Origin of the sequence: Flavobacterium sp. GCM10022190, from assembly GCF_042656445.1 — a bacterium.
Lineage (GTDB): Bacteria > Bacteroidota > Bacteroidia > Flavobacteriales > Flavobacteriaceae > Flavobacterium > Flavobacterium nitratireducens.
The window spans coordinates 346,523-359,490 of record NZ_JBHSOQ010000001.1 but is presented as its reverse complement, the minus strand read 5'-3'; the positions used below and the strand labels follow the sequence as shown (position 1 = coordinate 359,490).

At 33.8% G+C, this 12,968-nt stretch carries 8 protein-coding genes; 5 read left to right on the top strand and 3 right to left on the bottom strand.

The annotated features are described in order from the left end of the window. Positions 1-92: 92 nt before the first annotated feature. The 3 genes from ACFPTQ_RS01595 to ACFPTQ_RS01585 form a co-directional block, all read right to left on the bottom strand. On the bottom strand, positions 93-2,705 hold the full coding sequence (locus ACFPTQ_RS01595) for an MGH1-like glycoside hydrolase domain-containing protein (protein WP_379773013.1): 2,613 nt from the start codon (positions 2,703-2,705) through the stop codon (positions 93-95). Positions 2,706-3,003: 298 nt separating this feature from the next. Beyond that, positions 3,004-3,834: a mechanosensitive ion channel family protein gene (locus ACFPTQ_RS01590; protein WP_379773010.1), complete on the bottom strand. Its 831-nt coding sequence runs from the start codon at positions 3,832-3,834 to the stop codon at positions 3,004-3,006. Positions 3,835-3,860: 26 nt separating this feature from the next. Then, on the bottom strand, positions 3,861-6,281 hold the full coding sequence (locus ACFPTQ_RS01585; RefSeq protein ID WP_379773007.1) for an efflux RND transporter permease subunit: 2,421 nt from the start codon (positions 6,279-6,281) through the stop codon (positions 3,861-3,863). A 196-nt stretch (positions 6,282-6,477) separates the two neighbouring features. On the opposite strand from ACFPTQ_RS01585, the gene ACFPTQ_RS01580 reads away from it, so the two are divergent. The 5 genes from ACFPTQ_RS01580 to ACFPTQ_RS01560 all read left to right on the top strand — a co-directional run bounded on the left by ACFPTQ_RS01580 (position 6,478) and on the right by ACFPTQ_RS01560 (position 12,926). Continuing rightward, a complete protein-coding gene (locus tag ACFPTQ_RS01580; protein ID WP_379773005.1) occupies positions 6,478-8,748 on the top strand; it encodes a cation:proton antiporter in 2,271 nt (756 codons plus the stop codon). Positions 8,749-8,750: 2 nt separating this feature from the next. Continuing rightward, entirely contained in the window at positions 8,751-9,080 is a 330-nt protein-coding gene (locus tag ACFPTQ_RS01575) for a DMT family transporter (protein WP_278034668.1), read from the top strand. Between the two features lie 19 nt (positions 9,081-9,099). Continuing rightward, a complete protein-coding gene (locus ACFPTQ_RS01570; RefSeq protein WP_379773001.1) occupies positions 9,100-9,858 on the top strand; it encodes a sensor histidine kinase in 759 nt (252 codons plus the stop codon). Next, on the top strand, positions 9,824-10,543 hold the full coding sequence (locus ACFPTQ_RS01565; protein ID WP_379772998.1) for a LytR/AlgR family response regulator transcription factor: 720 nt from the start codon (positions 9,824-9,826) through the stop codon (positions 10,541-10,543). The genes ACFPTQ_RS01570 and ACFPTQ_RS01565 overlap by 35 nt, the downstream gene beginning before the upstream one ends. 112 nt (positions 10,544-10,655) lie before the next feature. Next, the gene (locus ACFPTQ_RS01560) at positions 10,656-12,926 is read left to right on the top strand and encodes a cation:proton antiporter (protein WP_379772996.1); all 2,271 of its coding nucleotides are present in this window, start codon (positions 10,656-10,658) and stop codon (positions 12,924-12,926) included. Positions 12,927-12,968 lie beyond the last annotated feature (42 nt).

Below are 12,968 nucleotides of genomic sequence, written 5' to 3'. Positions count from 1 at the left end.
AAATTCAAATATACAAAAATACTCCTACAAACAGAAAATCCCATCTCGTTCCTCAAAACAAGACAGGATTTTATAAGTTGTAAAAAAATAGTTTATTCGTCTAATTCCAAAATCAAATTAGCAATCAGGGCTGTCCAACCCGTTTGATGTGAGGCACCTAAACCTTTTCCGGTGTCACCATCAAAAAATTCATAGAATAGGTGTTCGTTTCTAAAATGTTCGTTTTTGGCAAAATGCATTTCGTGATCGTCAGAATGGTATTGGAATTTACCTTCGCTATTGCGTTCAAATAATCGGATTAAGCGTTTTGTCAACTCGTTAGCAATTTGTTTTAGATTCAATTTGTTGCCAGAACCTGTTGGGAATTCATAGATGTATGTTGGTCCATAAAATTTATAATATTGGCGCAACGATTGAATTATCATGTAGTTTAAAGGCATCCAGATAGGACCACGCCAGTTTGAATTTCCTCCAAACATACCTGAACGGCTTTCACCTGGTTCATATTGAATTTGGTGAGAATTGTTAAACACAAACGGATGGTCTTTATGGTATTTAGACAACGAGCGAATTCCGTAATCGGAGAGGAATTCATTTTCGTCTAACAAGCGTTTTAACAAGTTTTCCAATCTAAAACCACGCATTATGGAGAATAAGAAATTCCCATCAGCATTGGCTTTTTCTAAGTTGGAAATTAAAGAAGCTAAATCGGGACGGGTTCTTATGATTTCATTGGCACGATTTCTAAATTCTTGCAACTCCTCAAATAAGTCTTTGTGCATGATTTCGACTGCAAACAATGGAATCACGCCAACTAAAGAACGTACTCGTAAGCGCTCGGTTTTTCCATTTGACATTTGTACCACATCATAGTAAAAATTGTCTTGGTCGTCCCAAAGGGAAATGTCTTTTTTACCTATATGGTGCATGGCCCAGGCAATATTCAAAAAGTGTCGGAAAAACTTCGCCGAAATCTCTTCGTATATTTTGTTAGTGATTGCCAGTTCTAATGACATACGCAACATGTTCAACGAAAACATAGCCATCCAGCTGGTCGCATCGGCTTGTTGCATTTTTTTTATTCCTTCGGGCATGTGATTGCGGTCAAAAACCCCAATGTTATCTAATCCTAAGAATCCGCCCTCGAACAAGTCGGTTCCACTGGTGTCTTTTTGGTTCACCCACCAAGTAAAGTTGATGAGTAGTTTTTGGAAGGCTTTTTCAAGGAATGGTGTATCAGCTTTTCCTGTACGGTTTTTGTCTTTTTCATATACTTTCCAAACCGCCCAAGAGTGTACAGGAGGATTTACATCGCTAAAATTCCATTCGTAAGCTGGAATTTGGCCGTTAGGATGCATGTAGCTTTCTTGTAAAACCAATAACAATTGTTGTTTGGCAAAATAGGGGTCAATTTCCACAAAGGAAGCCATGTGAAAAGCCAAGTCCCAAGCGGCATACCATGGATATTCCCATTTGTCTGGCATCGAAATTACGTGGCGATTGTTTAGGTGTTGCCAACTGTAATTACGCAAATTACTTCTATTGGCTGGAGTTTCCTCAATGCCTCCAAACAGCCATTTGTGAATATTGAAATAGTAGAATTGTTTAGTCCATAATAAACCTGAAAAAGCACTCTTGGCAATGGCACGATGGGCTTCGGGTATTTTTTCGTTTATGGTTTCGTTATAAAAATTTTCACACTCTTGTTTTCTTTTATCAAATACCGATTCAAAATCAGCCCAAGGATTTTCCAGTACCGAATTGCTTAAACGGATCCGGATGGTTTTTTCTTCTCCTGCTTGTAAGTTTAACTGATGCCAAATGGCTACTTTGGTTCCTGTTTTGTTTGGATTTATAGTAGCTTCTCCGTTTACAACATGGTTGTTAATCCCATCTTTGACATATTCGTATTCGTTAGCAAAGTTGTAAATACGTTTGTTGTTAGTTTCATTCTCACAAAACAATTGTTGGCCTCCTTCATGGTACAGGTAGTAATCGCCTATTCGGCTACTTTTAGAAAGCACCACATTATCCCCATAGGATTCCATATTGGGTCTTGGATGACGGTTGTTGTGTTTCCAAAAATTTCGGAACCAATAATGTGGTAACACGTGAATGCTGGCTGCTGCTTCTCCACGGTTTGCCACAGTCACCTTCATTAAAATGTCGTCTACATTGGCTTTGGCATATTCGATATAACAATCAAAATAGGCGTTGTTGTTAAAACTGTTAGTGTCTAAAATTTCAAATTCTGGTTCCTCACGACTGCGACGGTTATTATTAACTAAATCGCTATATGGAAATTCGTTTTGTGGGTATTTGTATAAATAGCGGTTATAGGTATGTGTAGGAGTAGAAACTTGATGGAAGTACAATTCTTTGACATCTTCACCATGATTCCCTTGATTATTCGTTAAACCAAATAAACGTTCTTTGATGATTGGGTCTTTGCCATTCCAAAAGGCAGGCGCCAAACATAAAATTTCTCTGGAGTCACAAAAACCACCAATACCTTCCTCTCCCCAGCGGTAAGCGTTGCTTCGGGCTTTGTCATGGTCTATAAATTCCCATGCTTCTCCATGTTGGCTATAATCTTCACGAACAGTTCCCCATTGCCTTTCGGCTAAATAAGGTCCCCATTTTTTCCAATTTCTGTAATTATCAGAAACGGCTAATCTTTCTGATTCAGAATTCGTATGTCCCATATTGTTAGTATGCTAATTAGTGGTATCATTCTTTTGTAAGCCTTCCAAAAAGGAAAATATTTCGTTCCTATTTTTGTAAAGTACCTAAGTAAAAATAAGATTTTTTTCTGCAAATACTTCTCTAGTCAATACTATTTGCTGATTATAGGTATTGTTAAGATTCTTTTTTGTTATTCAAAAAAAATCAAGCGTTTTTTTTGATGAATTAATGATAATAGCCTTATTCAAAAAAGAAAATCCTGACGGTTTGTAGGTCAGGATTTTATACTATTTCTTTTTTTATTAAAAAAAATGACTCTTATTTCTTCACAGGGCTGTCTACATGAGGAGCTGAAATATGAAGATTGTAATCGGTAAATTGCGTATATACTTTTTCGTTCATATCAAAAAATACTGTGGTGTGATTGGATCCGTCTACCCAAACTTTTACAGCAATAGTTACTGTGCTATCAGTTAAAGAAGCGATTCCAATAAATGGCGCAGGTTGTTTTAATATTCTAGCATCCTGTTCGATAAAATCAGTCATGGCTTTTTTAAATTTTTCAATATCATCGCCAAAAGCGATTCCAAAAGTCCAATCTACTCTTCTTGTAGGTTCAGCCGAATGGTTTGTTAAAGCGCCTGTTGATAATGGACCGTTAGGAATAATGACTAGTTTTTTATCGGCAGTATTAAGCATTGTAGAAAAAATACTGATTTCTTTTACCGTACCAATAAAACCTTGTGCCTCGATAGTATCACCAATTCGGAATGGTTTCAGAATTAAAATAATAACGCCTCCGGCAAAATTTTGCAAGGTACCTGATAATGCCATACCTACTGCTAAACCAGCTGCTCCAAGAATTGCTACAAAAGAAGTCATTTGGATACCAATCATCCCCATAACTGTTATGGCAACTAAAACTTTTAGTGTAATATTAGTTAGGCTTCTTAAGAATGGAATCAACGATTGGTCAATTTTGGATCTTTCTAATGATTTTCCAACCGCTTTTGTAACGATTTTAGTAAACCATAAACCAATTACTAAAACAATAATTCCTCCTACTAATTTTGGAGCGTATTCAAAACCAAAGTCGATAGATTTGTCTATGTATTTGTTAACTAATGTAACTTGTTGATCGATTAACATTGTTAGTTGTTTTTATTTCTAAAAGTTTAAAGTTTGATTTTATCTAAAGCGTCGATCTCTTCATCACTATGCTCAATAATGTCAATTTTAGGTTCTATAAATTCCTGTTCGTTAGCTAATGTTTTGTTTAAGGTCAATACTAATGAAGGCAATAACATTAAGTTAGACAACATTCCAAATAATAAGGTTAACGAAATTAATCCACCCAGAGCAATTGTTCCTCCAAAACTTGAAAGCATGAAAACAGAGAATCCAAAGAACAATACGATAGAAGTATAAAACATACTTAAACCGGCATCGTTAAATGTAGCATAGACTGATTTACGGATTTTCCAGTTGTTTTTCTTTAATTCTTCTCGGTATTGTGCTAAGAATCGGACCGTGTCGTCTACCGAAAGTCCAAACGCAATTCCGAACACCAATATTGTTGATGGTTTTAATGGGATTCCTAAAAAGCCCATCAATCCTGCGGTTAACAATAATGGTAGTAAATTTGGGATAATAGAAACCAAAATCATTTTGAATGAACGGAACATAAATCCGATTAATAATGCCGTTAAGAAAAAGGCAAATACTAATGACGAAAGTAAGTTGTCTAGTAAGTAACCCGTTCCTTTTTGGAATACCAAAGCCTTACCAGTGATTGTAACATTGTAACGGTCTGGTGGGAAAATTTTATTGGCTTGTTTTCTAATTTCAGCTTCCACTTTTGGTATCGCACTTCCGTTTTCATCTCGCATGAAAGTAGTGATTCGGGCAAATTGACCTGTCGAATCCACATAGCTTTTCATTAAATTTTCTTTGGAATTCTTAGTGGCATTTTTAGCATAAGATAGAATGAATCCCTGCTCTTGCGAAGTAGGTAAATCATAATATTCTGGATTTCCATTGTAGTAAGCTTGTTTGGAATATTTAACCAAATTAACAATAGAAATAGGTTTAGATAGTTCTGGAATTTCATCTATTGCTTTCTCAAGTTCGTCCATACGTCTAAGCGTAGAAAGTTTCATAACACCTTTTTTGCGTTTAGTGTCAATCATAATTTCTAATGGCATAACTCCGTCAAATTCTTTTTCGAAGAAAATAATATCTTGAAAAAAGGCTTCTTTTTTAGGCATGTCTTCGATTAAACTTCCCGAAATACGCATTTCGTAAATTCCAATAATACTGATTACTAACAATGAAATGGCTACTACATAAACAGAAAAACGGTTGTATTTTATGTTGTGCAAAATCCAATCCATGAATTTTTTTACTGATCCACGGTCTAAGTGCTCAATATGGCGGTCTTTAGGTGCAGGTATGTAACTGTGAAAAATAGGAATAACTACAATGCACAAAAAGAACAATAGCATGATGTTGATAGAAGTTACATTTCCAAATTCTATTAACAAATCGTTATTTGAAGAAATAAAGGTGAAAAAACCAATCGCTGTAGTAACATTGGTCATTAAAGTTGCCATACCAATTTTTGTGGTTACCCTTTGTAAAGCTTTCACTTTGTTGCGATGTACCTTGTATTCCTGATGGTATTTGTTAGTTAGGAAAATACAGTTTGGAATCCCAATAACAATAATCAATGAAGGTACTAAGGCGGTTAAAACCGTGATTTCGTAATTCATTAATCCTAAAACACCAAAAGACCACATTACCCCAATAACCACAATAATGATGGAGATTAAGGTAGCTCTAAAGCTTCGGAAAAAGAAGAAAAACAATAAGGAAGTAACTAATAACGAAGCTCCAATAAAAAGACTGATTTCGTCAGTAATTGTTTTGGCGTTTAGTGTTCGGATATAGGGCATGCCTGAAACGCGCAAATCAATATTGGTTTCTTTTTCAAATTTTTCCACAGCAGGAACTAATTTGTCTAGAATATAATCTTTACGAGCTGCGGTGTTTACTATTTTCTTATCCATGTAAACTGCCGAACGAATGCTTCCGGATTTTTTATTGAATAACAATCCTTCGTAAAAAGGCATGTCATTAAAAAGTTCTTTCCTAATTTTTTCCAGATAGCCTTTGTCCAGTGTTTTGTTTTGATCAACAAAAGGGATTAATTCAAATTTTTGTAGGGAATCGTTTTTTTGAAGTTTTTTTAAATCGTTGATGGAAATAACTAAATCAATTGCTTTGTCTTTTTTTAGACTGTTCATTAGTGTATTCCAAGCTTTGAAGGCTTTTGGCGTAAATAAAGTATTGTCTTTTACCCCAATAATAACTAAGTTTCCTTCTTCACCAAATTTATTTAAGAACGCGTTGTATTCTACATTTGCAATATTGTCTTCTGGTAACATATTGGCTTCAGTGAATGTAAAATGGATATTTTTCCATTGCATTCCTAAAAAAACAGTTATCGCAACGATAATGGATAACATTAAAATTTTATTTCGAAGAACAATACGAGCAATTAACTCCCAAAATCCCAAACTAAACCACTTGATCATAATTGATATTTAAAGGCTGCAAATGTAGTGAAATCAGCAGGAAAGCGCAGTACGATTTGTAAATTTTAAATTAAATTTAGGTTTTTTTAAGCCCTTATTTATGAAATCGTAAACTTAATTTTAAGCTTGTAAATTCTAACAAAGAATTTAGCATCTTTGTGTGGAATAAAAATTAATTATTTTTTGAACTATGGTTTTGAAAAAATATAAAAATTCAGTGTTTTATTTGGGTGTAACAGGTTTTTTCTCGGCTTTAATTTATATGATTATCGAGAAAGGAAAATTGTTAGAATTAAAGAAATCCAATGTTGTCATTTCTACTCAAGGCAATTCTTTTGATGATTTTATCCAATCCATGTTGCATAATTTTCAGGACCCTTTGGCCATTCTTTTGGCACAAATTGTAATGATTATTCTAACGGCCCGAATTTTTGGTTGGTTTTTTAAAAAAATAGGACAGCCTACGGTTATTGGAGAAATTATTGCGGGTATTGTTCTTGGACCTTCCTTGGTGGGAATGTACTTTCCAGAATTTTCTGCGGCATTATTTCCAGTGGCCTCTTTAGGCAATTTGAAATTTTTAAGTCAGATAGGATTAATTCTGTTCATGTTCGTAATCGGAATGGAATTAGACGTCAAAGTACTGAAAAATAAGGCTAGTGAGGCTATTGTAATTAGTCATGCGAGTATTATAATTCCCTTTGCTATGGGGATTGCCTTGTCTTATTTTGTCTATAATCAGTTTGCCCCTCAAGGTGTAGAATTTCTTTCTTTTAGTCTTTTTATGGGAATTGCCATGAGTATTACGGCTTTCCCGGTTTTGGCTCGTATTGTTCAGGAGCGAGGGATTCACAAAACCCGTTTGGGAGCTATTGTCATAACCTGTGCTGCTGCCGATGATATTACCGCTTGGTGTTTACTAGCTGTGGTTATTGCCATTGTAAAGGCTGGTGATTTTGTTGGTTCACTGTATGTGATTTCTCTAGCATTACTGTATGTTTTGGCGATGCTTTTTATCGTAAAGCCATTCTTGAAAAGAATAGGGGATTTATACGCTGAAAAAGAAAATATTGGGAAGCCTGTAATGGCAATTTTCTTTCTGTTGTTGATTATTTCGTCTTATGCTACCGAAGTTATTGGAATTCATGCTCTTTTTGGCGGATTTATGATGGGGGCTATTATGCCAGATATTGCTAAGTTCCGAATGATTTTTATCGAAAAGGTCGAAGATGTTTCTGTTATTCTATTGCTGCCTTTGTTTTTTGTGTTTACAGGATTGAATACTCAAGTAGGCTTACTAAATGATCCTTATTTGTGGAAAGTTACAGCAGGAATAATAGCTGTAGCTGTTGTAGGTAAGTTTGTAGGTAGTGCTTTAGCAGCAAGGTTTGTGGGTCAAAATTGGCATGATAGTTTTACCATTGGAGCGTTGATGAATACCCGAGGATTGATGGAACTAATTGTTTTAAATATTGGTTTAGAACTCAAAGTACTTACTCCTGAAGTTTTTACGATGATGGTCATTATGGCATTGGTAACTACTTTTATGACAGGGCCTGCGCTAGATTTGTTGGATTTGATTTTTAAGAATAAACGCGAATCAGAAACTGCTGAGTTGATTGATGAAGATAAATATCGTATCCTAATCTCGTTTGGCAATAATGAAAAAGGAAAAGCCTTGTTGCATTTGGCTAATGGGTTAACTAAAAAACAAAAAACGGCAACGGTAATTACAGCTATGCATTTGTCGCAAAGTGATGAATTGCATTCGTTTAATATGGAAGAAATTGAAAGAGAAACTTTTGAACCTATTTATGATGAATCAGATCATTTGGGGGTAAAGTTGCTTTCTATTTTTAAAGTGACCAATGATATTGAAACTGAAATAGCTGATGTGGCGAATAACGGTGATTATGATTTATTGTTGGTGGGTGTTGGGAAATCTATTTTCGAAGGAAGTTTGCTGGGTAAAGTCATTGGATTTACCACTAGAATTATTAATCCGGATCGTTTGATTGATAAGTTCAAAGGAAAAGAAGGATTGTTTGAAAATTCGCCTTTTGATGAACGAACGAGACAAATTGTGGCTAAGACCAAAAAACCTCTGGGAATTTTAATCGACAATGATTTTGAAGCGTTAAATCAGGTTTTTGTGCCTATAATCAAATCGGATGATGCCATTTTGATTGATTTTGTTCAGAAAATGGTTTTTAATAGCAATTCTAAAATCAACATTTTAGATATGAATGGCATTTTGAAAAATAATTTTGTGATGCAAAGTGCGGTTTCGGTTTTGTTGCAAAAATTTCCAAACAATATCAGTGTAATTAATCAGGATGTTATGGATACTAACTTTTTAAAAGAACAAGATTTAATGTTGATTAGTTTAGAAAGTTGGAAAGCAGTGCTTGATACAGACGTGAATTTGCCTTTAGGATTTTCTTCTGTATTAATTATTAGAGCCTAAATATGAGTTGGATTTTATTAATAATTGGTGGTTTGTTTGAAGTAGCTTTTGCTTCTTGTTTGGGAAAAGCCAAAGAAACTACCGGAATGGAATCGGCATACTGGATGTTGGGATTTTTGTTGAGTCTTACAGCAAGTATGTTTTTATTGTACAAAGCCACGCAGGAATTGCCTATTGGGACTGCTTATGCGGTTTGGACAGGAATAGGAGCTGTAGGGACAGTTCTAGTAGGAATCTTTGTTTTTAAAGAACCAGCTACTTTCTGGCGATTATTCTTTATTGTTACTTTGATAGGTTCTATTATCGGGTTAAAGTTTGTTTCAAATCATTAATTTCTTTTAGTTTAGTAGCATGGAACTAAGTAATAGTTTACTCTATATCTTTATAGTCATCATTTTGCTTTTAATGGTGATTATTGGTTTTATGATTAATCAATTGATTCAGACAAAGAAAGAAAAGAATGAAGCAAAAAAAAGCTTTTATGAATTAGAAATGAAAGTTAATGATTTGCAATTAGAAACTTTAGAGTCGAAACTAAATCCACATCTTTTTAAGAATATTTTAAATTCAATTCAGTCACATGCTTATCAAACCTATTTTGCCTTAGATAAATTAGCTAATGTTTTAGATTATATCTTATACGAAAGCAAAAAGAAATTTGTAACCGCTAAGGATGAAATTGAATTTGCGTTGAATTTAATTGAAATCAATAAAATAAAAATCAGTCCCCTTTTTGAATTAAAAATAAAGAAGAATATTGATATTGAAGACAAGTTATATCAGGAACCTTTGCTGGCTCCTTTGATTTCGATTGATTTGATTGAAAATGCATTTAAACATGCCGATATACAAAATCCAGACGCCTTTATTTCTGTAATTTTTGAATTTAAAAATCAAACTTTTTCAATGACTGTTTCTAACAAGATTTCAGATAAAAAAGTATTAAAAAAAGAACGTAGTGGAATAGGGAATGTTACTTTAGAAAACCGATTGCGAATTATCTATAAAAATAATTTTAGCCTTGAAAAGTTTGTAGAGAACGATATTTATATTGCTCATTTAAAGATTGATTTGCGTGAATACAAAACTGAAATGTTTACTTCTAGATGATGAGTTGCCTGGATTAATGTATCTCAAAATGCTTTGCGAACAGCTTCCTGAAATAGAAATTGTAAAAGCATTTAATAATCCCGAAAAACTGTTAGCTGAAATCCCCCACCTTGATTTTGATTTAGTAATTACTGATATCGAAATGCCTGGGATGAATGGTATGCATTTGGCCAGTTTATTAAAAGACAAATTAGTGATATTTTTTACGGCTTACAAAGAGTATGCAGCAGACGCATTTACAATAGATGCGGTCGACTATATTACAAAACCAGTAAAATTAGAGCGATTGCAAAAAGCGATAGTAAAGGCCGTAGAGCGTTTTGAAAATGCTTCTAAGGCTAAGAAATTCATTAATCTAAATACTGATAAAGGGAAAAGTTTATTGTATTTTAATCAAATCGTTTATATTAAAACAGCAGCAGTTGATAGCCGTGATAAAATGGTGTTTTTAAGGGATGGGAGTTTTTTGCATTTGAAAAATGTTAAATTCGATACTCTTTTGAAAGAGTTGCCGGAAGCCGATTTTTGTCGTGTAAGCAAGAAAGAAATCGTATCCGTAAACACAATAAAATTTTTTAATCATAACGAAATTGTATTGCACTATCAGGATGAAAACAATAAAAATATTTGTCTAAGTTTGAGTGAAACCTATCGATTTGATTTTTTGAAAAAGATAAAAATCTAACTTATTACAAAGTTTTACCTACTTGTTACACAGATTGAAAATAAAGGCTTAAAATTCTTTTTCAGCTAAAATTCCCTGCTGATATTTGCCGCATAAATTTAAAAAATGGTTTATGGCTAGTATTAAAAATTCTTTGTTTTACGTTTCTGTTATTGGTGGTTTTACGGGTTTAATTTATTGGGTTATTACTAAAGGAACTTCGCTGGAATTAGGACGTCAAATTAGTAATACAAAAATAGAAAGTAACCACTGGAATGATTTTTTGCATTCTATGGCCGATAATTTACAGCATCCATTGGCTATTTTATTGGCGCAAATTATCACCATTATTTTAGTAGCAAGATTGTTTGGCTGGTTTTTTAGGAAAATTGGTCAGCCCTCAGTGATAGGTGAAATGATTGCGGGTATTTTTTTAGGCCCTTCATTAGTTGGAATGTATTTTCCAGAGTTTTCAGCAGCTTTATTTCCTACGGCATCTTTAGGTAATTTACAGTTTTTGAGCCAAATTGGTCTGATTTTTTTCATGTTTGTGATTGGTATGGAATTAGATTTGAAAGTGCTTAAAAATAAGGCTCATGATGCCGTTGTTATTAGTCATGCTAGTATTGTCATTCCATTTGCTTTAGGATTATCTTTGGCGTTCTTTATCTATCCTATTTTTGCTCCTATGGGAGTAGCGTTTTCCTCTTTTGGATTATTTTTAGGAATTGCAATGAGTATTACGGCATTTCCAGTTTTAGCTCGTATTGTTCAGGAAAGAGAAATGCAAAAAACTAAATTAGGAACAATTGCTATTACGTGTGCTGCTGCCGATGATATTACAGCCTGGTGTATTCTGGCTGTTGTAATCGCCATTGTTAAGGCAGGTTCTTTAGTTAGTTCCTTGTATGTTATTGGGATGGCGGTTGTATATGTAATTATTATGTTAAAGATAGTTCGTCCCTTTTTAAAACGCGTAGGTGATTTGAATGCAACTAGAGAAAGTTTGAACAAACCAATCGTGGCAATTTTCTTTTTAACACTTTTATTCTCTTCGTATGCCTCAGAATTAATCGGTATTCATGCGTTGTTTGGTGCTTTTTTGGCAGGAGCAATTATGCCTGAAAATAATAAGTTTAGAAATATTTTTATAGAAAAGGTAGAAGACGTTTCCATAATTGTTCTATTGCCTTTGTTTTTTGTTTTTACAGGTTTACGTACACAAATTGGTTTGTTGAATGATCCGAATTTGTGGAAAATTACTGGAATTATTATCGCAGTTGCAGTTGTTGGGAAATTTTTCGGAAGTGCCTTGGCTGCAAAATTTGTGGGACAAAGTTGGAAAGATAGCCTAGCAATTGGGGCGTTGATGAATACCCGAGGGTTGATGGAATTAGTTGTATTAAATATTGGATATGATTTAGGCGTATTGTCTACCGAAATTTTTACCATGATGGTAATAATGGCTTTAGTAACTACATTTATGACTGGTCCAGCCTTGGATTTGATTAATTTTATTTTTAAAGATAGTCCTACGATTGTTCCTTCTGAGATTGGGAACAAAAGTAAATACAAAATATTGTTTTCGTTTTCAACTCCAGATAAAGGGAAAAAGATGTTAAAAATTGCTAACAGTTTGGTCAAAAAACAGTCCGATAGTTCTCTAGTAGCTGGAATGCATTGTTCACTTAGTACCGAAGTACATTCATTTGATTTGAAAGATTATGAGCGAAAAATGTTTGTGCCCATCATTAAAGAATCACAAATTCTGAATCAAGAGATACAAAGTGTTTTTAGAGTGACTAATGATATTGATACAGATATTGTGGATACAGCTAATCAGGGTGACTATGATTTGTTATTAGTTGGGTTGGGACGCTCAATCTATGATGAAACTTTCTTGGGAAAAATATTAGGCTTTACTACTCAAATTGTTAATCCTGATCGTTTGATTGATAAATTTACAGGTAAAGAAGGTTTGTTTGAAAATTCACCTTTTGATGAAAAAACCCGCCATATTATCACTAGGAGTAAAATGCCTGTTGGGATTTTTATAGACAAGGATTTGGAGGAAATAGATCAGGTTTTTATGCCTATTTTTAGTAAAGAAGATGCTTTTTTGTTGGAATATGCTAAAAAATTAATCAATAATAACGGTTCTCAAATAACAGTATTAGATCCGAATGGAGCAGTGAAAAATACCTCAGAAATTGTTGAAACTATTCGTTCTATTGAGCAAGTGGCTCCAAATCATATTATGATCATGAATGATAAAACTATAAGAAAAGAGTTTCTTCAAAGTCAAGATTTAATGATAATTAGTTTAGAAAGTTGGAAAAATAGAATTGACACTAAATCAGATTGGTTAATTAATGTTTCATCAGTATTGATTATCAAATCCTAGTTTTTTATCCGTACTATCTAAGTGAAGAATAGAAGTCATCTT